At 70.3% G+C, this 21,447-nt stretch carries 21 protein-coding genes; 16 read left to right on the top strand and 5 right to left on the bottom strand.

Annotated features, from left to right (window positions below):
- Positions 1-87 precede the first annotated feature (87 nt).
- The 11 genes from pdxS (at position 88) to ACFC51_RS17805 (ending at position 11,918) form a co-directional block, all read left to right on the top strand.
- Positions 88-1,008 (top strand): pyridoxal 5'-phosphate synthase lyase subunit PdxS, encoded by a 921-nt coding sequence (gene pdxS / locus ACFC51_RS17755; RefSeq protein ID WP_103514736.1) that lies wholly within the window; start codon positions 88-90, stop codon positions 1,006-1,008.
- A gap of 6 nt (positions 1,009-1,014) precedes the next feature.
- Complete coding sequence (gene pdxT, locus ACFC51_RS17760; RefSeq protein ID WP_376373521.1) at positions 1,015-1,608, top strand: pyridoxal 5'-phosphate synthase glutaminase subunit PdxT; 594 nt, start codon at positions 1,015-1,017, stop codon at positions 1,606-1,608.
- A gap of 61 nt (positions 1,609-1,669) precedes the next feature.
- On the top strand, positions 1,670-2,422 hold the full coding sequence (locus ACFC51_RS17765; protein ID WP_376373519.1) for a YebC/PmpR family DNA-binding transcriptional regulator: 753 nt from the start codon (positions 1,670-1,672) through the stop codon (positions 2,420-2,422).
- A gap of 116 nt (positions 2,423-2,538) precedes the next feature.
- Positions 2,539-3,072 carry a crossover junction endodeoxyribonuclease RuvC gene (gene ruvC, locus ACFC51_RS17770; protein WP_329226740.1) on the top strand — a complete coding sequence of 178 codons (534 nt, stop codon included), beginning with the start codon at positions 2,539-2,541 and terminating at the stop codon, positions 3,070-3,072.
- Entirely contained in the window at positions 3,069-3,695 is a 627-nt protein-coding gene (gene ruvA / locus ACFC51_RS17775; protein WP_376373516.1) for a Holliday junction branch migration protein RuvA, read from the top strand. The genes ruvC and ruvA overlap by 4 nt, the downstream gene beginning before the upstream one ends.
- Positions 3,696-3,773: 78 nt before the next feature.
- On the top strand, positions 3,774-4,859 hold the full coding sequence (gene ruvB / locus ACFC51_RS17780; RefSeq protein ID WP_376373514.1) for a Holliday junction branch migration DNA helicase RuvB: 1,086 nt from the start codon (positions 3,774-3,776) through the stop codon (positions 4,857-4,859).
- A gap of 168 nt (positions 4,860-5,027) precedes the next feature.
- Complete coding sequence (yajC, locus tag ACFC51_RS17785; RefSeq protein ID WP_376529511.1) at positions 5,028-5,504, top strand: preprotein translocase subunit YajC; 477 nt, start codon at positions 5,028-5,030, stop codon at positions 5,502-5,504.
- A gap of 147 nt (positions 5,505-5,651) precedes the next feature.
- Complete coding sequence (gene secD, locus ACFC51_RS17790) at positions 5,652-7,403, top strand: protein translocase subunit SecD (protein ID WP_376373510.1); 1,752 nt, start codon at positions 5,652-5,654, stop codon at positions 7,401-7,403.
- Position 7,404: 1 nt separating this feature from the next.
- Entirely contained in the window at positions 7,405-8,514 is a 1,110-nt protein-coding gene (gene secF / locus ACFC51_RS17795; protein ID WP_376373507.1) for a protein translocase subunit SecF, read from the top strand.
- Positions 8,511-9,068 carry an adenine phosphoribosyltransferase gene (locus tag ACFC51_RS17800; RefSeq protein ID WP_376373505.1) on the top strand — a complete coding sequence of 186 codons (558 nt, stop codon included), beginning with the start codon at positions 8,511-8,513 and terminating at the stop codon, positions 9,066-9,068. The genes secF and ACFC51_RS17800 overlap by 4 nt, the downstream gene beginning before the upstream one ends.
- A 168-nt stretch (positions 9,069-9,236) precedes the next feature.
- The gene (locus ACFC51_RS17805; RefSeq protein WP_376373502.1) at positions 9,237-11,918 is read left to right on the top strand and encodes a RelA/SpoT family protein; all 2,682 of its coding nucleotides are present in this window, start codon (positions 9,237-9,239) and stop codon (positions 11,916-11,918) included.
- Between the two features lie 122 nt (positions 11,919-12,040).
- On the opposite strand, the gene ACFC51_RS17810 is transcribed toward ACFC51_RS17805, so the two are convergent.
- The 3 genes from ACFC51_RS17810 to ACFC51_RS17820 all read right to left on the bottom strand — a co-directional run bounded on the left by ACFC51_RS17810 (position 12,041) and on the right by ACFC51_RS17820 (position 15,060).
- Entirely contained in the window at positions 12,041-12,646 is a 606-nt protein-coding gene (locus ACFC51_RS17810; RefSeq protein WP_376529513.1) for an ALF repeat-containing protein, read from the bottom strand.
- A gap of 200 nt (positions 12,647-12,846) precedes the next feature.
- The gene (locus ACFC51_RS17815; RefSeq protein WP_376373496.1) at positions 12,847-14,076 is read right to left on the bottom strand and encodes a DUF349 domain-containing protein; all 1,230 of its coding nucleotides are present in this window, start codon (positions 14,074-14,076) and stop codon (positions 12,847-12,849) included.
- Positions 14,077-14,265: 189 nt separating this feature from the next.
- Positions 14,266-15,060, bottom strand: a complete 795-nt coding sequence (locus tag ACFC51_RS17820) for a peptidylprolyl isomerase (RefSeq protein WP_376373494.1) — start codon at positions 15,058-15,060, stop codon at positions 14,266-14,268.
- Positions 15,061-15,207: 147 nt separating this feature from the next.
- Here ACFC51_RS17820 and ACFC51_RS17825 point away from each other — a divergent pair, with 147 nt between their 5' ends.
- Positions 15,208-15,894 (top strand): MBL fold metallo-hydrolase, encoded by a 687-nt coding sequence (locus tag ACFC51_RS17825; protein WP_376529515.1) that lies wholly within the window; start codon positions 15,208-15,210, stop codon positions 15,892-15,894.
- 14 nt (positions 15,895-15,908) lie between these two features.
- Entirely contained in the window at positions 15,909-17,171 is a 1,263-nt protein-coding gene (gene hisS / locus ACFC51_RS17830; protein ID WP_376529517.1) for a histidine--tRNA ligase, read from the top strand.
- 57 nt (positions 17,172-17,228) lie between these two features.
- On the opposite strand, the gene ACFC51_RS17835 is transcribed toward hisS, so the two are convergent.
- A complete protein-coding gene (locus tag ACFC51_RS17835) occupies positions 17,229-17,747 on the bottom strand; it encodes an ATP-binding cassette domain-containing protein (RefSeq protein ID WP_376529670.1) in 519 nt (172 codons plus the stop codon).
- A 124-nt stretch (positions 17,748-17,871) separates the two neighbouring features.
- On the opposite strand from ACFC51_RS17835, the gene ACFC51_RS17840 reads away from it, so the two are divergent.
- Positions 17,872-18,507, top strand: coding sequence for a vitamin K epoxide reductase family protein (locus ACFC51_RS17840; protein ID WP_376373488.1), 636 nt, complete (start codon positions 17,872-17,874; stop codon positions 18,505-18,507).
- A 43-nt stretch (positions 18,508-18,550) separates the two neighbouring features.
- Entirely contained in the window at positions 18,551-19,924 is a 1,374-nt protein-coding gene (locus tag ACFC51_RS17845; protein ID WP_376373485.1) for a replication-associated recombination protein A, read from the top strand.
- A gap of 10 nt (positions 19,925-19,934) precedes the next feature.
- Here ACFC51_RS17845 and ACFC51_RS17850 read toward each other — a convergent pair whose 3' ends face one another.
- Positions 19,935-20,636 carry a DUF2470 domain-containing protein gene (locus ACFC51_RS17850; RefSeq protein WP_376373482.1) on the bottom strand — a complete coding sequence of 234 codons (702 nt, stop codon included), beginning with the start codon at positions 20,634-20,636 and terminating at the stop codon, positions 19,935-19,937.
- 188 nt (positions 20,637-20,824) lie between these two features.
- Here ACFC51_RS17850 and rpsD point away from each other — a divergent pair, with 188 nt between their 5' ends.
- On the top strand, positions 20,825-21,439 hold the full coding sequence (rpsD, locus tag ACFC51_RS17855) for a 30S ribosomal protein S4 (protein WP_014157362.1): 615 nt from the start codon (positions 20,825-20,827) through the stop codon (positions 21,437-21,439).
- The last annotated feature ends 8 nt before the right edge of the window (positions 21,440-21,447 follow it).

The raw sequence follows: 21,447 nt of genomic DNA on the forward strand, positions 1-21,447 counted from the left end.
CTCATTGGCCCTTGCTGTGGACTGCTCCCGGAGCGTTTGCTCGGACCTGCAGCATCCAGCGTCTTTCCACCCCAGTGAGGTCGATCCGTGTCCACGCTTCCCAGCACCCCGCAGTCCACCGAGGCCCCGGCCACCGGCACCGCCCGCGTCAAGCGCGGCATGGCCGAGCAGCTCAAGGGCGGCGTGATCATGGACGTCGTCAACGCCGAGCAGGCGAAGATCGCCGAGGACGCGGGCGCCGTGGCCGTCATGGCCCTGGAGCGGGTGCCGGCCGACATCCGCAAGGACGGCGGCGTGGCCCGGATGTCCGACCCCAACATGATCGAAGAGATCATCGAGGCCGTCTCCATCCCCGTCATGGCCAAGTCCCGCATCGGCCACTTCGTCGAGGCCCAGGTCCTCCAGTCCCTCGGCGTCGACTACATCGACGAGTCCGAGGTCCTCACCCCGGCCGACGAGGTGAACCACAGCGACAAGTTCGCCTTCACCACCCCCTTCGTCTGCGGCGCCACGAACCTGGGCGAGGCCCTGCGCCGTATCGCCGAGGGCGCCGCGATGATCCGCTCGAAGGGCGAGGCGGGCACGGGCAACGTCGTCGAGGCCGTGCGCCACCTGCGCCAGATCAAGAACGAGATCGCCCGGCTGCGCGGCTACGACAACAACGAGCTGTACGCCGCCGCCAAGGAGCTCCGCGCCCCCTACGAGCTGGTCAAGGAGGTCTCCGAGCTCGGCCGGCTGCCCGTCGTCCTGTTCTCGGCCGGTGGCGTCGCCACCCCCGCCGACGCGGCCCTGATGCGCCAGCTCGGCGCCGAGGGCGTCTTCGTGGGCTCCGGCATCTTCAAGTCCGGCGATCCGGCCAAGCGCGCCGCCGCCATCGTGAAGGCCACCACCTTCTACGACGACCCGAAGATCATCGCGGACGCCTCCCGCAACCTCGGCGAGGCCATGGTCGGCATCAACTGCGACACGCTGCCCGAGGGCGAGCGCTACGCCAACCGCGGCTGGTAAGCACCGATGACCGACACCCCTGTCATCGGAGTCCTGGCTCTCCAGGGCGACGTACGGGAACACCTGACCGCCCTGGCCTCGGCGGACGCCGTGGCCAGGCCGGTCCGGCGGCCCGAGGAGCTCGCCGAGGTCGACGGGCTCGTCCTGCCCGGCGGCGAGTCCACCACCATGTCCAAGCTGGCCGTCCTGTTCGGGATGCTGGAGCCGCTGCGCGAGCGGGTCGCCTCCGGCATGCCCGTCTACGGCACCTGCGCCGGGATGATCCTGCTCGCCGACAAGATCCTCGACCCGCGCTCCGGCCAGGAGACGGTCGGCGGCATCGACATGATCGTGCGCCGCAACGCCTTCGGGCGGCAGAACGAGTCCTTCGAGGCGGCCGTCGAGGTCGAGGGTGTGCCCGGCGGACCCGTCGACGGCGTCTTCATCCGGGCACCCTGGGTGGAGTCGGTCGGCGCCCGCGCGGACGTCGTCGCGATGCACGGCGGTCATATCGTGGCCGTACGGCAGGGAAACGCCCTGGCGACGTCCTTCCACCCGGAGCTGACCGGGGACCACCGGGTGCACGCACTCTTCACCGACATGGTGCGCGCCGTGGGCTGATCCGATCCCGGTAGGATCTCTCGGGTTCGGATCGATTTTGGTGACGCGAAGGAGAAGGCAGATGTCCGGCCACTCTAAATGGGCTACGACGAAGCACAAGAAGGCCGTGATCGACGCCAAGCGCGGCAAGCTCTTCGCGAAGATGATCAAGAACATCGAGGTCGCGGCCCGTACGGGCGGCGCCGACGTGTCCGGCAACCCGACACTCTTCGACGCCATCCAGAAGGCCAAGAAGAGCTCCGTGCCGAACAAGAACATCGACTCCGCGGTCAAGCGCGGTGCCGGTCTCGAGGCCGGCGGCGCCGACTACGAGACGATCATGTACGAGGGCTACGGCCCGAACGGCGTCGCGGTGCTCATCGAGTGCCTCACCGACAACCGCAACCGTGCCGCGTCCGACGTCCGCGTCGCCATGACCCGCAACGGCGGCTCGATGGCGGACCCGGGATCGGTCGCGTACCTGTTCAACCGCAAGGGCGTCGTGATCGTCCCGAAGGGTGAACTGTCCGAGGACGACGTCCTCGGCGCGGTCCTCGACGCGGGTGCCGAGGAGGTCAACGACCTCGGCGACACCTTCGAGGTGCTCAGCGAGGCCACCGACATGGTCGCGGTCCGCACCGCCCTGCAGGAGGCCGGCATCGACTACGACTCGGCCGAGGCCAACTTCGTCCCGACCATGCAGGTCGAGCTGGAGGAAGAGGGCGCGCGCAAGATCTTCAAGCTCATCGACGCGCTGGAGGACAGCGACGACGTGCAGAACGTCTTCGCCAACTTCGACGTCTCCGACGAGGTCATGGAGAAGGTCGAAGCCTGAGGCGGCACCTGGTGCACCGACGGGCCGACGGGACACACCCCGTCGGCCCGTCGCATTGTCAGCGGTAGCCGATAGCCTGCGGGAACAGATGACCGAGAGGCGGAGGGGGCCCCTTCATGCGGGTGTTGGGTGTGGACCCGGGGCTGACCCGGTGCGGCGTCGGAGTCGTCGAGGGAGTCGCCGGCCGTCCGCTGACCATGGTCGGCGTCGGGGTCGTACGGACCCCGGCCGACGCGGAGCTCGGCCACCGCCTCGTCGCGATCGAGCAGGGCATCGAGCGCTGGCTCGACGAGCACCGGCCCGAGTACGTCGCCGTGGAGCGGGTCTTCGCCCAGCACAACGTGCGTACGGTCATGGGCACCGCGCAGGCCAGCGCCGTCGCGATGCTCTGCGCGTCCCGCCGCGGCATCCCTGTCGCCCTGCACACCCCCAGCGAGGTCAAGGCCGCCGTCACCGGGTCCGGGCGCGCCGACAAGGCCCAGGTCGGCGCCATGGTCACCCGCCTGCTGCGGCTCGACGCGCCGCCGAAGCCCGCCGACGCCGCCGACGCCCTCGCCCTCGCCATCTGCCACATCTGGCGCGCCCCCGCGCAGAACCGACTGCAGCAGGCCGTCGCCGCCCACCGCACGCTGAAAGGCCGTACCGCATGATCGCCTTCGTCTCAGGCCCGGTGGCCGCTCTCGCCCCGGCCACGGCCGTGATCGAGGTCGGCGGCATCGGCATGGCCGTCCAGTGCGCCCCCGCCACCCTCGCCGGCCTGCGGATCGGCCAGGAGGCCAGGCTGGCCACCTCCCTGGTCGTCCGGGAGGACTCGCTCACCCTCTACGGCTTCGCCGACGACGACGAGCGGCAGGTCTTCGAGCTGCTCCAGACCGCCAGCGGTGTGGGCCCCCGGCTCGCCCAGGCCATGCTCGCCACACACAGCCCGGACGCCCTGCGCATCGCCGTCGCCACCGGCGACGAGAAGGCACTCACCGCGGTGTCGGGCATCGGCAAGAAGGGCGCCCAGAAGCTCCTCCTCGAGCTCAAGGACCGGCTCGGCGAACCGGTCGGCGCCCACATCGGCCAGCAGGGCATCGGCACCGCCGTGAGCAGCTCCTGGCGGGACCAGCTCCAGGCCGCCCTGATCGGGCTCGGCTACGCCACCCGCGAGGCCGACGAGGCGGTGAGCGCCGTGGCCCCGCAGGCCGAGGCGGCCCTCGCCGACGGCGGCCAGGCCCCCGTCCCCCAGCTGCTGCGCGCCGCCCTGCAGACCCTCAACCGCGCACGCTGACCCCAGGGGCCCACCCCCCTACGCCGGCCGGGGCACCGTACGGCCCGGCACCGAAACACCCGAGGCGGGACTGACGAGATGAACTGGGACGAGACCGGAACCCCCACCGGAGACCTCGACGACGAGAGGCTGGACGACCGCCTGGTCGACGCCGGCGCCGACGGCGAGGACACCGCGGTCGAGGCCGCCCTGCGCCCGAAGGACCTGCACGAGTTCGTCGGGCAGGAGAAGGTGCGCGAGCAGCTCGACCTGGTCCTCAAGGCGGCCCGTGCCCGGGGGGCGACCGCCGATCACGTCCTGCTCTCCGGCGCCCCGGGGCTGGGCAAGACCACCCTCTCCATGATCATCGCCGCCGAGATGGGCGCCCCGATCCGGATCACCTCCGGGCCCGCCATCCAGCACGCCGGAGACCTCGCGGCGATCCTCTCGTCCCTCCAGGAGGGCGAGGTCCTCTTCCTCGACGAGATCCACCGCATGTCGCGGCCCGCCGAGGAGATGCTCTACATGGCGATGGAGGACTTCCGCGTCGACGTCATCGTCGGCAAGGGGCCCGGCGCCACGGCCATCCCGCTGGAACTTCCGCCGTTCACCCTCGTCGGGGCCACCACCAGGGCAGGACTGCTGCCGCCCCCGCTGCGCGACCGCTTCGGCTTCACCGGCCACATGGAGTTCTACGCCCCGACCGAGCTGGAGCGGGTCATCCACCGCTCCGCCGGACTGCTCGACGTCGCCATAGACCCGGCAGGGGCGGCCGAGATCGCCGGACGCTCCCGGGGCACGCCCCGTATCGCCAACCGCCTGCTGCGCCGCGTCCGGGACTACGCCCAGGTCAAGGCCGAGGGGCGGATCGACAGGGACATCGCGGCGGCCGCCCTGCGCGTCTACGAGGTCGACGCCCGGGGGCTCGACCGGCTGGACCGGGCGGTGCTCGGCGCCCTGCTGAAGCTCTTCGGCGGAGGCCCCGTGGGTCTCTCCACCCTCGCGGTGGCCGTGGGGGAGGAGCGCGAGACCGTCGAGGAGGTGGCCGAGCCCTTCCTCGTCCGGGAGGGACTGCTCGCCAGGACTCCCCGGGGCCGGGTCGCCACCCCCGCTGCCTGGGCCCACCTCGGGCTGGTCCCCCCGCAGCACGGCGTAAAGGGACAACAGGGCCTGTTCGGGGCGTGACGAACGACGGGTTGGCCACCAGGGGAACCACGGTGCGATGCTGGACGTTGTTCCAATGATGCGGACTCGCTTAGACTCCGCCGATGCCGCCCTTACAGGTCGGTGTACCCACCCCCGTAGACCAGGCCGCGTGAATCCAGCGTGGTCGTGCGAAGGAAGTTCCGTCCCGTGAGTCTCGTGACCCTCCTCCCCTTCATCGTGCTCATCGGGGCCATGTTCCTGATGACCCGGTCCGCCAAGAAGAAGCAGCAGGCGGCTGCGCAGATGCGCAACGACATGCAGCCCGGCACCGGCGTCCGGACGATCGGGGGCATGTACGCCACCGTCAAGGAGATCCAGGACGACACGGTCATCCTCGAGGTCGCGCCGGGCGTCCACGCCGTCTACGCCAAGAACGCCATCGGTGCCGTCCTGGACGACGCGGAGTACAACCGCATCGTCCACGGCGACGACGAGCTGGAGGGCGAGGGCACGATCGTTCCCGACGACGCCTCCTCGCTCACCGACGGTGAGGCCGCAGCGGACTCGGAGGACGACGTCGCGAAGATCGACCTCGGCAAGAAGTCCGAGGGCGCCGACGCACCGAAGGACGCTGAGGTCAAGGGCTCCGAGGCCAAGGCCGACGGCGAGGGCGACGCGAAGTAGTTCCACGACCCAGAGACGCCGGACACCCACGGGTGTCCGGCGTCTCACGGGCCGTGCGGTCTTCTGCGGGGGCGGGTCCCCACAACACTTCGTGGCCGCTCGGGCGCGTACCCGGCGCGGGGCGGTTGGACAGGGAGAAACGAAAAGGTGGCAGCACCGAAGAAAGGCCGGGGCTCATCCGGTGGACAGGGCAGGCCGGGCCGTGCCCTGGCGCTGATCCTGATTGCCATGGTCGCCCTGACCGGCGGGATGTTCCTGTCCGGTCACACCACGCCCCGGCTCGGCATCGACCTGGCCGGTGGCACATCGATCACGCTCAAGGCGAAGAGCCAGCCCGGCAAGCCTGACGCGATCAACGAGACCAACATGAACACCGCGGTCAGCATCATCGAACGCCGTGTCAATGGTCTGGGTGTCTCCGAGGCCGAGGTCCAGACCCAGGGCGCATCGAACATCATCGTCAACATCCCCAAGGGGACGAACTCGAAGCAGGCCCGGGAGCAGGTCGGCACGACCGCCCAGCTCTACTTCCGGCCCGTGCTGACGGTCACCGACGGTGGACCGACGCCCGAGGGTTCCGCGAGCCCCTCCGCGAGCGGTTCCGGGAAGCCGAGCGCCACGCCCAGTGCGAAGGCGAGCGACCCGGACACCGCGTCGAGCCCGAAGGCGACGCCTTCGCCGAGCGCCACCACCCAGGGCCGTGCCGTCACCGACGCCCTGAAGAAGGACGCGACGCCCACGCCCTCCGGTTCGGCGAAGTCCTCGGACGCCCCCGCGGCGACCCAGACGCCCGACCCCGCCACGGCGGCGCTCGAGAAGAAGTTCACCGCGCTGGACTGCTCCGACAAGTCCGCCCGGGCCAAGGCCGGCGACGGCGTCAAGCCCGAGGACCCCACGGTCGCGTGCAGCTCCGAGGGTGACGCCAAGTACCTCCTCGGCCCGGCCGAGGTCTCCGGTACGGACGTCGACGACGCCAAGGCGCAGTTCGACCAGCAGCGCGGCATCTGGCTCGTCTCCATGGAGTTCACCGACAAGGGCTCCAAGAAGTTCCAGACGATCACCAAGAAGCTGTCGGCGCAGCAGTCCCCGCAGAACCAGTTCGCGATCTCCCTCGACGGTGAGGTCGTCTCCGCCCCCCAGGTGAACGAGACGCTCAGCGGCAGCGCCGAGATCTCCGGCAGCTTCACCCAGCAGTCGGCGGAGGACCTGGCCAACGTCCTCTCCTACGGTGCGCTCCCGCTGTCCTTCAGCGAGGACACCGTCACCACCGTCACCGCCGCCCTCGGCGGCGAGCAGCTGGAGGCCGGTCTCATCGCCGGCGCCATCGGGCTGGCCCTGGTCGTCATCTACCTGGTCGCCTACTACCGCGGCCTCGCGCTGATCGCGCTCCTCAGCCTGCTGGTCTCCGGCATCCTGACGTACACGATCATGGCGTTGCTCGGCCCGGCCATCGGCTTCGCGCTGAACCTCCCGGCCGTCTGCGGCGCCATCGTGGCGATCGGTATCACCGCGGACTCGTTCATCGTCTACTTCGAACGCATCCGCGACGAGATCCGGGAAGGCCGCACGCTCCGTCCGGCCGTCGAGCGCGCCTGGCCCAGGGCCCGTCGCACCATCCTCGTCTCCGACTTCGTGTCGTTCCTCGCCGCGGCCGTGCTCTTCCTCGTCACCGTCGGCAAGGTCCAGGGCTTCGCGTTCACGCTGGGTCTCACGACCCTGCTGGACGTCGTCGTGGTGTTCCTCTTCACCAAGCCCGTCATGACGCTGATGGCCCGCACGAAGTTCTTCGCCAGCGGTCACCCGTGGTCCGGCCTGGACCCGAAGCGTCTCGGAGCCAAGCCGCCGCTGCGCCGCTCGCGCCGCGTCAACGCCCGTACCGACCACCCGAAGGAGGCGTGAGATGTCGCGACTCGGCGATCTCGGCGCCAGGCTCTACCGTGGCGAGGTCGGTTACGACTTCATCGGCAAGCGCAAGATCTGGTACGGCGTCTCGATCCTGATCACCATCACGGCCATCCTCGGCCTGGCGGTCAGCGGCCTGAACATGGGCATCGAGTTCAAGGGCGGTGCCGTCTTCACGACCGACACCAAGGCCAAGGTGTCCGTCTCCCAGGCCCACGAGGACGCGGTCGCGGCCTCCGGCCACGAGGCGATCGTCCAGGAGCTCGGCAACGGCGGGCTCCGGATCCAGATCACCGAGGTCGACACCGCCAAGGCCGACCAGATCAAGACGCAGCTCTCCGAGGACCTCGGCATCCCCGAGGCGAAGATCAACGCGGACCTGGTCGGCCCCAGCTGGGGTGAGCAGATCGCCAACAAGGCCTGGGCGGGCCTCGGCATCTTCATGGTCCTCGTGGTGGTCTACCTGGCCATCGCCTTCGAGTGGCGGATGGCCATCGCCGCGCTCGTCGCGCTGATCCACGACATCACCATCACGGTCGGTGTCTACGCCCTGGTCGGCTTCGAGGTCACCCCGGGCACCGTGATCGGTCTGCTGACCATCCTCGGTTACTCCCTGTACGACACGGTCGTCGTCTTCGACAGCCTCAAGGAGGGCACGAAGGGGATCACCAAGCAGACCCGCTGGACCTACAGCGAGATCGCCAACCGCTCCATCAACGGCACGCTGGTGCGCTCCATCAACACCACCGTCGTCGCGCTGCTGCCGGTCGCCGGTCTGCTGTTCATCGGTGGCGGTGTCCTCGGCGCCGGCATGCTGAACGACATCTCGCTGTCCCTCTTCGTCGGCCTCGCCGCCGGTGCGTACTCCTCGATCTTCATCGCGACCCCGCTGGTCGCCGACCTCAAGGAGCGCGAGCCGCAGATAAAGGCACTGAAGAAGCGGATCCTCGCCAAGAGGGCCGCGGCCGCGGCCAAGGGCGAGTCCGTCGAGGACGAGCGCGACGACCGGGCCGACGACCTCGACGAGGGCGACGAGCCCGCAGGTGCGGTCGTCGGCCAGCGGCGTCAGGCCGGAGGCCACGGCCGCTCCCCGAGGAACCGCCGATGACCAGCACGGACATCGACGACGCCACCCGGGAGCTGCTGCTCAGCCGGATCCGTGACGTACCGGACTACCCGAAGCCGGGGGTGCTGTTCAAGGACATCACCCCGCTCCTGGCGGACCCGGTGGCCTTCACGGCGCTCACGGACTGGTTCGTGGAGCTCTGCGTGCGCCACGGGGCCACGAAGATCGTCGGTCTGGAGGCCCGGGGCTTCATCCTGGCCGCGCCGGTCTCGGTCCGGGCCGGGATCGGCTTCGTCCCCGTACGCAAGGCCGGCAAGCTCCCGGGCGCCACGCTCGGGCAGGCCTACGAGCTGGAGTACGGCACCGCGGAGATCGAGGTCCACGCCGAGGACCTGTCCGCCGACGACCGCGTCATGGTCATCGACGACGTCCTCGCCACCGGTGGTACCGCGGAGGCCTCGCTGGAGCTCATCCGGCGGGCCGGTGCCCAGGTCGCGGGGGTCTCGGTCCTCATGGAGCTCGGCTTCCTCGCCGGCCGCGGCCGGCTGGAAGCAGGGCTGCGGGACGCCCCGCTGGAGGCTCTGATCACCCTCTGACCTGCACCGCGCCGTCACAGCGCGCGTAGGGACGTACAGGACGGGTACCCGGGAACATCCGGGTACCCGTCCTGTGTTGTGAGGGGTTCCACACTCCCCGGGCGAGGACCTGCCCGGGGGTCGATACCATGGGCTTTCCGGTAGCCCGGATCCGCACGAGGAGCGCTCTTGCCAGACGAGGCCCAGCCCGCCGCCGCCCCGCAGCCCGACAGGCCTGAGGCGGCCTCCGCCACGCCCGGGAAGGCGCAGTCCGACGGGGCCGCAGAGCCCGGGACCGCAGGCGAGCACACGCAGGGCCCCGTCGAGGCTCCGGCCCCCCAGGCGCCCGCCACACAGGCGAAGCCTTCCCCGCCCCCCGGGACGAAGGCCGCACCGTCGTCCGGGGCGAAGCCCGCACCGTCCTCCGGGGCGAAGCCCGCGTCACCGGCGAAGCCCGCGGCCGCGGCTCCCGATTCCCCGGCTCCCGCGCCCGCCACCAGGAATCCCGCGCCCGCTGCGAAGCCGCCGGCCAGGTCCGCCGCCGCACCGCCGGCTGCTCCCGCGCGCTCCGGTGGCTCCTCCAACCGCGTCCGGGCCCGCCTCGCCCGGCTGGGCGTACAGCGCTCCAGCCCGTACAACCCGGTCCTGGAACCCCTCCTGCGCACGGTCCGCGGCAACGATCCCAAGATCGAGTCCGCGACCCTCCGCCAGATCGAGAAGGCCTACCAGGTCGCCGAACGATGGCACCGGGGCCAGAAGCGCAAGAGCGGCGACCCCTACATCACCCATCCCTTGGCCGTCACGACGATCCTCGCCGAGCTCGGCATGGATCCGGCCACGCTGATGGCCGGGCTGCTGCACGACACGGTCGAGGACACCGAGTACGGCCTGGACACCCTGCGCAAGGACTTCGGCGACCAGGTCGCGCTGCTGGTCGACGGCGTCACCAAGCTCGACAAGGTGAAGTTCGGCGAGGCCGCCCAGGCCGAGACGGTCCGCAAGATGGTCGTCGCCATGGCCAAGGACCCCCGGGTCCTCGTCATCAAGCTCGCCGACCGGCTGCACAACATGCGCACCATGCGCTATCTCAAGCGGGAGAAGCAGGAGAAGAAGGCCCGCGAGACCCTCGAGATCTACGCGCCGCTGGCCCACCGCCTGGGCATGAACACCATCAAGTGGGAGTTGGAGGACCTCGCCTTCGCGATCCTCTACCCCAAGATGTACGACGAGATCGTCCGCCTCGTCGCCGAGCGCGCGCCCAAGCGTGACGAGTACCTGGCCATAGTGACCGACGAGGTCCAGTCCGACCTGCGCGCCGCCCGCATCAAGGCCACCGTCACCGGCCGGCCGAAGCACTACTACAGCGTCTACCAGAAGATGATCGTGCGGGGCCGCGACTTCGCCGAGATCTACGACCTGGTGGGCATCCGCGTCCTCGTCGACACCGTCCGCGACTGCTACGCGGCGCTCGGCACCGTCCACGCCCGGTGGAATCCCGTGCCCGGGCGGTTCAAGGACTACATCGCGATGCCCAAGTTCAACATGTACCAGTCGCTGCACACCACGGTGATCGGCCCCAGCGGCAAGCCCGTCGAACTCCAGATCCGTACGTTCGACATGCACCGCCGCGCCGAGTACGGCATCGCCGCGCACTGGAAGTACAAGCAGGAGGCCGTCGCGGGTGCCTCCAAGGTGCGTACGGACGTCCCCAAGAACACGGGCGGCCGCGGCCAGGACACCGTCAACGACATGGCGTGGCTGCGCCAGCTCCTGGACTGGCAGAAGGAGACCGAGGACCCCAGCGAGTTCCTGGAGTCCCTCCGCTTCGACCTGTCGCGCAACGAGGTCTTCGTCTTCACGCCGAAGGGCGACGTGATAGCGCTGCCCGCCGGTGCGACGCCGGTCGACTTCGCGTACGCCGTCCACACGGAGGTCGGCCACCGGACCATAGGAGCACGGGTCAACGGACGGCTCGTGCCGCTGGAGTCGACGCTGGACAACGGCGACCTGGTGGAGGTCTTCACCTCCAAGGCGGCCGGCGCCGGGCCCTCCCGCGACTGGCTCCAGTTCGTCAAGTCGCCCCGGGCGCGCAACAAGATCCGCGCCTGGTTCTCCAAGGAGCGGCGTGACGAGGCGATCGAGCAGGGCAAGGACTCCATCGCGCGGGCCATGCGCAAGCAGAACCTGCCGATCCAGCGCATCCTGACCGGAGACTCCCTGGTCACGCTGGCGCACGAGATGCGCTACCCGGACATCTCGTCGCTGTACGCGGCGATCGGCGAGGGCCATGTCGCCGCGGCGGGTGTCGTCCAGAAGCTCGTCCAGGCGCTCGGCGGCGAGGACGCGGCCAACGAGGACCTGGCGGAGAGCTCGCCGCCCTCGCACGGCCGCAACAAGCGCCGGTCCAAGGCGGATCCGGGTGTGGTCGTCAAGGGCGTCGAGGACGTCTGGGTCAAACTGGCCCGCTGCTGCACTCCCGTTCCGGGCGACCCGATCATCGGGTTCGTCACCCGGGGCAGCGGAGTCTCGGTGCACCGCGCGGACTGCGTGAACGTCGACTCGCTGTCGCAGCAGCCCGAGCGCATCCTCGACGTCGAGTGGGCGCCCACCCAGTCGTCGGTCTTCCTCGTCGCCATCCAGGTCGAGGCGTTGGACCGGTCGCGGCTCCTCTCCGACGTCACCCGCGTCCTGTCCGACCAGCACGTGAACATCCTGTCGGCGGCCGTGCAGACGTCCCGGGACAGGGTGGCCACCTCGCGCTTCACCTTCGAGATGGGCGACCCCAAGCACCTGGGACACGTCCTGAAGGCCGTGCGCGGCGTGGAGGGCGTCTACGACGTCTACCGGGTCACCTCGGCGCGGCGGCCCTGAGGTTCCCTCCGGCGGATCTTCGCAGGCACGAGGATCCGCCGGACAGGACCGAGGAACGCGTCCAGGGCCGGCCGCAGGCTTCCCGCCCGCCGGCCCTGATCGTCCCCGGGCGGTGACGCTTCTCAGGCGTCGACCTCGTACTGGCCGTACTCGAGGAAGTAGCGCATCTCCTCCGGGGTGCCGTCGATCGCGTCCTGGACCGCGGCCCGGAGAGCATCACTGATGCCGGGGCGGTTCAGGATGCTCACGATCGCCACGCGGTCGTCCTCGGCCTGGGCGAGGCGGTAGCCGGTCTCGAGCCACTCGCGGATCTCGGCGGGGTCGTTGTGGTCGAGGAGTGCGTTGATCTCGGCCTTGACGCGCTTGCCGGAGTCGGGGTCGGCGAGGATACGGACTATGGCGACGCGGTCGTCCTCGGCCTGGGCCGCCGCGTAGCCGGTCTTCAGCCACTCCCGCATCTGCGCGATGTCGCCGCTGTCGAGGAGGGCGGTGACTTCCGCGGTCACGCGCTTCCCGGAGTCCGGGTCCCCGAGGATGCGGAAGAGGGCCACGCGTACGTCGTCGTCGGACATCTCGTCCACCGGGATGTCGGTTGCCTCGCCCGCCGAGGGGGCGACCGCCGCAGCGGACGGGGACGCCGTCCCTGCGGCGAAGGCCGGCCCGGAAAGGAGGAGGGCCGGGGCGAGGGCGAAAGCCGCCGCGGTCAGGGCGACACGAGTCGTTCTCATCAATGAACCTGCCTCAACTACGTGAATGTACACGGAAGTCCGGCAGGGACCGTAGCCTGCCGGTGCGTGGATCATCGCTTCCCGGCGCGTCCGGTTCACTGCTGGTTTCCGGCAGTTCTCGCCCCTCCCTCATTGCCGCCCGTACGAGGAAGGGGCCTCCCCGCTTGTACGCGAGAAGGCCCCTGAGGAGTCGCCCGGCGTCAGCCGCCGAACTCCTCCAGGCCCTTCAGCGCCTGGTCCAGGAGCGCCTGACGGCCCTCCAGCTCGCGGGAGAGCTTGTCCGCCCGGGCGTTGTTGCCCGAGGCGCGAGCCGCGTCGATCTGCGTGCGCAGCTTGTCGACGGCTCCCTGGAGCTGCCCGGTCAGCCCGGCGGCGCGTGCCCGCGCCTCCGGATTCGTCCGGCGCCACTCGGACTCCTCGGCCTCCTGGAGGGCCCGCTCCACGGCGTGCACCCTGCCCTCGACCTTCGGCCGGGCGTCACGCGGGACGTGGCCGATGGCCTCCCAGCGCTCGTTGATGGAACGGAAGGCGGCCCGGGCCGCCTTCAGGTCCGTCACCGGGACGAGCTTCTCGGCCTCGGCGGCGAGCTCCTCCTTGAGCTTGAGGTTCTCGCCCTGCTCGGCGTCCCGCTCGGCGAAGACGCCGCTGCGGGCGGCGAAGAACACGTCCTGGGCGCCGCGGAAGCGGTTCCACAGCTCGTCCTCGGACTCGCGCTGGGCGCGGCCCGCGGCCTTCCACTCGGTCATCAGGTCGCGGTAACGCGCGGCCGTCGCACCCCAGTCGGTCGAGCCGGAGAGCGACTCGGCCTCGGCGACGAGCCGCTCCTTGACCTTGCGGGCCTCCTCGCGCTGGGCGTCCAGCGCCGCGAAGTGGGCCTTGCGGCGCTTGGAGAAGGCGGAGCGGGCGTGGGAGAACCGGTGCCACAGCTCGTCGTCGGACTTGCGGTCCAGACGAGGCAGCCCCTTCCACGTGTCGACCAGCGCCCTCAGACGCTCACCCGCCGAGCGCCACTGCTCGCTCTGCGCCAGCTCCTCGGCCTCGACGACCAGCGCCTCCTTGGCCTGACGGGCCTCGTCGGTCTGCTTCGCCTTCTGGACCTTGCGCTCCTCGCGGCGCGAGTCGACCGTCGCGACGAGCGCGTCCAGCCGCTTGCCGAGCGCGGCCAGGTCACCGACGGCGTGGTGCTCGTCGACCTGCTGACGCAGGTGATCGATCGCCGTCGTCGCGTCCTTCGCCGAGAGGTCGGTGGTCTTCACCCGCCGCTCGAGAAGGCCGATCTCGACCACCAGGCCCTCGTACTTGCGCTCGAAGTAGGCCAGTGCCTCATCGGGGGAACCGGCCTGCCACGATCCGACGACCTGCTCGCCCTCGGCCGTACGCACGTACACGGTGCCCGTCTCGTCGACACGGCCCCACGGGTCGCTGCTCACAGCGCCTCCTCCACCTGATGCATCGAGGGGGTTCGCCCCCCGTGCATCGTCCACAGTTTCCTGGGGCGGGCAGCGCCCGCCCTGCACAACGCCAATCTAGGCGACCGGCCACCCGGCTGTCCGCACTCAGCGCGGCTGAAATTCTCCGGTGCGGTCCGGTGACCCCGCGCCGGGTGGCCTCGCACACGGTCAGGCCTTGTCGACCGTCGCCTTCTCCACCGTCACGGTCTTCTTCGGAGCGCCGTCGCCCGCGCCACCGGTGACGCCCGCCTCGGCGACCTTCTTGACGGCCTTCAGGCCGGCATCGTCCATGGTGCCGAACGGCGTGTAGCTGGGCGGCAGTTTGGTGTCCTTGTAGACCAGGAAGAACTGGCTTCCGCCGGTGCCCGGCTGGCCGGTGTTCGCCATCGCCACGGTGCCCGCGGGATACGTCACCGAGCCGTCGTCGCCCGCCTTGCCCAGTGCGGTCAGGTTCTCGTCCGGGATCGTGTAGCCGGGGCCGCCGGTCCCGTCGCCCTTCGGGTCACCGCACTGCAGCACGAAGATGCCCTCCGTGGTCAGTCGGTGACACTTCGTGTCGTCGAAGTACCCCTTGTCCGCGAGGGCCTTGAACGAATTGACGGTGTGCGGGGTCTTCGCCGCGTCCATCGCGATCTTGATGTCGCCCTGGCTCGTCTTGAGCGACATCGAGTACGTCGCCTTCTTGTCGATCTTCATCGCGGGCTCGGGAGCCTTGCTCTCGCTCTCCGAGGGTGAGGGCGACGCCGAGGGGTCGGCGCTCGCGGCCGCGTCCGCGGTGCTCTTCGAGTCGTCGTCGCCGAGCGAGACGTAGGCGCCCGCACCGATGACCGCCACCACGGCCACCGACGAGGCGATGATCACCGTGAGACGCCTGGTCCTCCGGCGCGCTTCCTCCCGGCGCTGCTGCTGCCGCTCGAACTTCTCCCGGGCGAGCTGCCGCCGCCGCTGATCGCTGCTGACCACCGGATGGTCTCCTTGTACGTCGTGTGATCGGACCTGGAATGCCCGTACGGTATATGGGTTAGCTGTGGAATGAGGAGCGCCGGTAGGCTCTGATCTGCCGCATTTCACTCCGCGGCCCTTCTCGTCGGACGAACACTAAGGACGAACGTGCTGATTGCCGGGTTCCCCGCCGGGGCCTGGGGGACCAATTGCTACCTGGTCGCCCCCGCCGCCGGTGAGGAGTGCGTGATCATCGACCCGGGCCACCAGGCCGCCCAGGGCGTCGAGGACACGCTGAAGAAGCATCGGCTCAAGCCCGTCGCCGTCGTCCTCACCCACGGCCACATCGACCACGTCGCCTCGGTCGTCCCCGTGTGCGGTGCCCATGACGTCCCCGCCTGGATCCACCCCGAGGACCGCTACATGATGAGCGACCCGGAGAAGGCGCTCGGCCGGTCGTTCGGAATGCCGCTGATGGGCGACCTGACGGTGGGCGAGCCGGACGACGTCCACGAGCTGGACGACGGCGCCGTGCTGAACCTGGCGGGCCTCGAGTTCGGCGTCGCGCACGCGCCCGGGCATACCAAGGGGTCGGTGACGTTCAGGATGCCCGAGGCCGCGGATGTCCCGCAGGTCCTCTTCTCGGGCGACCTGCTCTTCGCCGGCTCCGTCGGACGTACCGACCTGCCCGGTGGCGACCACGCCGAGCTCCTCGACTCGCTGGCCCGTGTGTGCCTGCCGCTCGACGACTCGACCGTGGTGCTGTCCGGCCACGGCCCCCAGACGACCATCGGCCGCGAGCGCGCCTCCAACCCGTACCTGAACGGTCTGGCCGCGCCCCGCCGAGGAATGTGACGAGAGAAAGAACCGTGAGCACCTTCCAGGCCCCCAAGGGCACGTACGACCTGACCCCGCCGGACTCCGCGAAGTACCTCGCGGTGCGCGGGGCGCTCGCCGAGCCCCTGAAGAACTCCGGCTACGGCTACATCGAGACGCCCGGCTTCGAGGACGTCGCCCTCTTCGCGCGCGGAGTCGGTGAGTCCACCGACATCGTCTCCAAGGAGATGTACGCCTTCGAGACCAAGGGCGGCGACAAGCTCGCGCTCCGCCCCGAGGGCACCGCCTCCGTGCTGCGCGCGGCGCTGGAGGCCAACCTGCACAAGGCGGGCAACCTCCCCGTCAAGCTCTGGTACTCCGGCTCGTACTACCGCTACGAGCGCCCGCAGAAGGGCCGTTACCGCCACTTCTCGCAGGTCGGTGCCGAGGCGATCGGCGCCGAGGACCCCGCGCTGGACGCCGAGCTGATCATCCTGGCCGACCAGGCGTACCGCTCCCTCGGCCTCAGCCAGTTCCGCATCCTGCTGAACTCGCTGGGTGACAAGGAGTGCCGCCCCGTCTACCGCGAGGCCCTCCAGACGTTCCTGCGCGATCTCGACCTCGACGAGGAGACCCGCCGGCGTATCGAGATCAACCCGCTCCGCGTGCTCGACGACAAGCGGCCCGACGTCCAGAAGCAGCTGACCGGCGCCCCGATGCTCCGTGACTTCCTCTGCGACGCCTGCAAGGCGTACCACGAGGAGGTCCGCGACCTGCTGACGTCGGCGGGCGTGGTGTACGAGGACGACGAGAAGCTGGTCCGGGGCCTCGACTACTACACGCGGACGACGTTCGAGTTCGTCCACGACGGTCTGGGCTCCCAGTCCGCGGTGGGCGGCGGCGGCCGGTACGACGGCCTCTCCGAGATGATCGGCGGCCCGGCACTGCCGTCCGTCGGCTGGGCCCTCGGTGTGGACCGCACGGTGCTGGCGCTGGAGGCGGAGGGCGTCGAGCTGGAGATCCCCTCGACCACCAGCGTGTACGCCGTGCCGCTCGGCGAAGACGCCCGGCGGGTGCTCTTCGGCCTCGTGACCGAGCTGCGCCGGGCCGGCGTCGCCACGGACTTCGCGTTCGGCGGCCGCGGGCTCAAGGGCGCGATGAAGAGCGCGAACCGCTCCGGCGCTCGCTTCACGGTCGTGGCCGGCGAGCGTGATCTCGCCGACGGCAACGTCCAGCTCAAGGACATGGAGTCCGGCGAGCAGGAACCGGTCGCACTCGACGCGGTCGTGGCCACGGTGCGCGCGAAGCTGGCCTGATCCGCACCCGTCCCACCCGCTGTGCCCGCCCGATCCGTCCGGGCGGGCACAGCGCGTTCAGCGCCGGTTGCGCCACCGGAAGGTCAGGAGGCACAGGACCAGGCCGCCCAGACACCAGGCGCCCGGCACCAGGGCGATCCGGCCCGGTTCCCAGGCGCCCGTCTGCTCGATCACGGCCGCGGAGTCGGGCAGGAACACCGAGCGGAACCCCTGGGCGGCCTCGCTGCCGAACCGCTCCCGCAGGGCCACGGACCGCGCGAAGTGCTCCGCCGTCTCCTTCACCGTCAACTCGGCGGGAGCCGATTCATCCTGCCGGACGATGCCGATGCGGGAACGCCGACGGCCGTCGGCGGTCGCCGGATCGGCCCCCAGGACACGGACCGTGCCGCCGTCGCGGCTGCGGTGCCCCTGGAGGATCTCCACGGTGGTGCTCTTCCCCGCGCCGTTCGGCCCGAGAATCCCGACCACCTCGCCGGGACGGATCCGCAGGTCGAGACCGTCCACTGCGGTCGGATCGCCGTCACGCCCGCGCAGTCCCCGTACGTCGCTCGCCGATTCGCCCCTGGGGAGGAGGATCTCCCGGAGCTCTGCGTTCCGAGCCCTGCATGGGAACGCCTTTATCCGTATCGAACGAACGGCCGTGCCGGTGGTGCGGCACAATGACCCTGCCCAGCTGACTACTCAGTGATGGAACGGCGATATGACGATGGCAGCGGTAGATCATCCCTCCTCCCGGCAGGACGAGGACAGCGGCGCGAAGACCTACGGCGGCAGTCGCGCGCTCGCGCTGCTGCTGGTGATCACCGGCGCGGCCGGGCTGCTCGCCGCCTGGGTGATCACGATCGACAAGTTCAAGCTGCTGGAGGACCCGAGCTTCACCCCGGGCTGCAGCCTGAACCCGGTCGTCGCGTGCGGCAACATCATGAAGAGCGAGCAGGCCGCCGCCTTCGGCTTCCCCAACCCGATGCTCGGCATCGCCACCTACTCGGTGGTCATCGGCATCGGCATGGCGCTCCTCGCCGGCGCCCGCTTCCGCTCCTGGTACTGGCTGGGCCTCAACGCGGGCACGCTGTTCGGCGTCGGCTTCTGCACCTGGCTGCAGTACCAGTCGCTCTACAACATCAACTCGCTCTGCCTGTGGTGCTGCCTGGCCTGGGTCGCCACGATCTTCATGTTCTGCTACGTCACCACGCACAACATCAAGCACGGCATCCTGCCCGCCCCCGCCTGGCTGCGGAACACCCTCACCGAGTTCCACTGGGTGCCGCCGGTGCTCTGGATCGGGATCATCGGCATGCTGATCCTGACCCGCTGGTGGGACTTCTGGACCAGCTGACGCGGCAGGGGGCCGTGTCAGTGGGGTGGCATAGGCTTCTTGCGTGGAGCCCGACCTGTTTACCGCAGCAGCCGAAGACCGCCAGGAGAAGGACCCGTCCGGCAGCCCCCTCGCTGTCCGGATGCGCCCTCGCACGCTGGACGAGGTCGTCGGCCAGCAGCACCTGCTGAAGCCGGGCTCACCCCTGCGCCGCCTCGTGGGCGAAGGCAGCGGGGGCCCCGCCGGTCCCTCGTCGGTGATCCTCTGGGGTCCGCCCGGCACGGGGAAGACGACCCTGGCGTACGTGGTCAGCAAGGCCACCAACAAGCGCTTCGTCGAGCTCTCCGCGATCACCGCCGGGGTCAAGGAGGTCCGGGCCGTCATCGAGGGCGCGCGCCGCGCCACCGGCGGCTTCGGCAAGGAGACGGTCCTCTTCCTCGACGAGATCCACCGCTTCTCCAAGGCCCAGCAGGACTCCCTGCTCCCCGCCGTCGAGAACCGCTGGGTCACGCTGATCGCGGCCACCACGGAGAATCCGTACTTCTCGATCATCTCCCCGCTGCTGTCCCGCTCGCTGCTCCTCACCCTGGAACCGCTCACCGACGAGGACCTGCGCGCGCTCCTGCGCCGGGCCCTGACCGACGAGCGGGGGCTGGGCGGTGCCGTCACCCTGCCCGAGGACGCCGAGGCCCATCTGCTGCGGATCGCCGGAGGGGACGCGAGGCGCGCGCTGACCGCGCTGGAGGCCGCCGCCGGAGCGGCCCTCGCCACGCACGAGCAGGAGATCACGCTCACCACGCTCGAGGAGACCGTCGACCGGGCCGCCGTGAAGTACGACCGGGACGGCGACCAGCACTACGACGTGGCGAGTGCCCTGATCAAGTCGATCCGCGGGTCCGACGTGGACGCAGCCCTCCACTACCTGGCCCGGATGATCGAGGCGGGGGAGGACCCGCGCTTCATCGCCCGGCGGCTGATGATCTCCGCCAGCGAGGACATCGGGCTCGCCGATCCGACGGCGCTGCCGACGGCCGTGGCGGCCGCCCAGGCCGTCGCCATGATCGGCTTCCCCGAGGCGGCGCTCACCCTCAGCCACGCCACGATCGCGCTGGCACTCGCGCCCAAGTCCAATGCGGCGACGCTGGCGATCTCCGCCGCGCAGGAGGACGTCCGCCGGGGCCTCGCCGGCCCGGTCCCCGCCCATCTGCGCGACGGCCACTACAAGGGCGCCGCCAAGCTGGGCCACGCCCAGGGCTACGTCTACCCGCACGACGTACCCGGCGGCATCGCCGCCCAGGAGTACGCCCCGGACGCCGTGCGCGGCAGGCGCTACTACGAGCCCACGCGGTACGGCGCGGAGGCGCGCTACGCCGACGTGGCGGACCGGGTCCGCGAGCGGCTCGGCCGTGCCGGTCCGGGTGGTCCGGCGTCCTCGTGACCGCCCCCGCTCAGCAGGACGCCGCCTCGAAGAGGGTGTGCATCGCCCGGCGCAGCTCTCCGACGTCGCGCACGGGCCCGGGGAACTCGAACCGGGCGTCGAAGCAGGCGTTCCCGTCCTCGACGAACCGCACCCGGAGACCGAAGCGGTCCAGTGCCACCGGCACGGCGTCGAGACGGTGGTCCGCGCAGCCGCACTCGGCCCGGTCGCCGAGCAGCGCGGACAGCGAGGCCATCTGCTCTCCGTGGGCGGCGTGCAGGTGCTGGAGCAGCTCGGCCTCGTGGGCGACCAGCGGGTCGGCGACGGCGTCCCGGAAGTCGTCCGGTTCGACCTCCTCGAAGCCCCACAGGTCGTCGACCGACGCCTCCCCGGTCTCCAGCCGGAGCATCATCCGTCCCGGCTGCGCGAGCCCGGGTACGGCGGTGAGCCAGCCGGCGATCCGGGCCCGTCCGCGGATGCGGTGCGGCACGGAGACGGGGGCGACGTCGGTGATCTCCAGCACGGCGGTCAGCTCGTCCCCCTGGGCCCGCGTCGCGGCCCGTACGACCGGGGAGTCCGCGGGGAATCCGAGGAAGAGATCCCCCTCCGGACCGATGCTCCTGGAGTCGGGCATCAGCTGGTCCGGGTGGATCACCGACAGCCCCGGTACGAGCAGCACCGCGGAGCAGGTACTCTGTACGAGAGTTCGTGTGCGCTCGGCTGCTGACGGCATCCGAGTGTTTTCAAGCCCGCTGGGACGCGGCTGACCACGATCAGATCGGCCTTCCGTCGTTACGGCGCCTTCGTGTGCGCCGTCGCTGTCTGTGCTGTCCGTGACGTGTGTGGTGTTCCCAGGGCGAGACATGCGATCTCCTTGAGTAAGGTAAGCCTAACCTAACCTACAACGGAGGTCTGGAGAACGTGCCTAACCAGTCGCGTCCCAAGGTCAAGAAGTCGCGTGCCCTCGGCATCGCCCTGACGCCGAAGGCTGTCAAGTACTTCGAAGCCCGCCCCTACCCGCCGGGCGAGCACGGCCGTGGCCGCAAGCAGAACTCGGACTACAAGGTCCGTCTGCTCGAGAAGCAGCGTCTCCGCGCGCAGTACGACATCAGCGAGCGCCAGATGGCGCGCGCCTACGACCGCGCCCGTAAGGCCGAGGGCAAGACGGGCGAGGCGCTGGTCGTCGAGCTCGAGCGCCGTCTCGACGCCCTGGTCCTGCGTTCGGGCATCGCCCGCACCATCTACCAGGCCCGCCAGATGGTCGTCCACGGCCACATCGAGGTCAACGGTGGCAAGGTCGACAAGCCGTCGTTCCGCGTGCGCCCCGACGACGTCGTGCAGGTCCGCGAGCGCAGCCGCTCCAAGGTCCCGTTCCAGGTCGCCCGCGAGGGTGGCTACGACACGGACGGCGAGACCCCGCGCTACCTCCAGGTGAACCTGAAGGCCCTGGCCTTCCGCCTGGACCGTGACCCGAACCGCAAGGAAATCCCGGTCATCTGCGACGAGCAGCTCGTCGTCGAGTACTACGCCCGCTGATCCAGGCG

This window comes from Streptomyces sp. NPDC055962 (assembly GCF_042270185.1).
Taxonomy (GTDB): Bacteria; Actinomycetota; Actinomycetes; order Streptomycetales; family Streptomycetaceae; genus Streptomyces.